This window comes from Methylobacterium sp. CCH7-A2 (assembly GCF_001557075.1).
Taxonomy (GTDB): domain Bacteria; phylum Pseudomonadota; class Alphaproteobacteria; order Rhizobiales; family Beijerinckiaceae; genus Allobosea; species Allobosea massiliensis.
In genome coordinates, this window is record NZ_LSKN01000213.1 from 1 (window position 1) to 974 (window position 974).

A 974-nucleotide genomic window follows, 5' to 3' on the forward strand; every position below is an offset into this window, starting at 1 on the left:
GCGGCTTCTCCTTCTTCGGCGTCTCCTTCGTCTACGTCATCTTCGAGGACGGCACGGACCCGTACTGGGCGCGCTCGCGCGTGCTCGAATATCTCAACGCCGCCGCCCGCCGGCTTCCCGCCGGCGTCTCGCCGACATTGGGACCCGACGCCACCGGCGTCGGCTGGGTCTACCAATACGCCGTCATGGCCAAGGACATGACGCTATCCGAGTTGCGCTCGGTCCAGGACTGGTCGGTGCGCTTCGCCGCGTCGCGCGCGGAGGGCGTAGCCGAGGTCGCCAGCGTCGGCGGCTTCGTCAAGCAATATGCGATCGTGGTCGACCCGGTGCGGCTGCGGGCGCAAGGCGTGTCGCTGGCGACCCTTCGCGAGGCCGTGCGCAACAGCAACATGGATGTCGGCGGCCGCACCGTCGAGCTCGCCGAGTTCGAGTTCGTGGTGCGCGGGCGCGGTTATCTCAAGTCGATCGCCGATATCGAGAACATCGTGCTCCGGACCGAGCGCGGCGCGCCGCTCAGGCTCGCCGACGTCGCGAGAGTCGAGCTCGGTCCCGACGAGCGGCGCGGCATCACCGAACTCAACGGCGAGGGCGAGGTCGCCAGCGGCATCGTGCTGCAGCGCTTAGGGGCGAACGCGCTCGGCGTGATCGAGCGCGCCAAGGCGAGGCTCGCAGAGATCGCAGCGACCTTGCCGGGCGGGGCCGAGATCGTGCCGGTCTACGACCGCTCGCACCTGATCGAGCGCGCGATCGAGACGCTCAAGTTGACGCTGATCGAGGAGAGCGTCATCGTCGCGTTGGTCTGCATCGTCTTCCTCCTGCATCTGCGCAGCGCGCTGGTGGCGATCCTCATGCTGCCTGTCGGCATCCTGATCGCGTTCGCGGCGATGAAGGCGCTGGGGCTGGGCTCCAACATCATGAGCCTGGGCGGCATCGCCATCGCGGTCGGCGCCATGATCGACGCCGCCATCGTCATG

At 68.3% G+C, this 974-nt stretch carries 1 protein-coding gene; it reads left to right on the top strand.

Annotated features, from left to right (window positions below):
• The coding region (locus AX750_RS15870) for an efflux RND transporter permease subunit (protein WP_197432832.1) at positions 1 to 974 on the top strand (974 nt) is incomplete at both ends.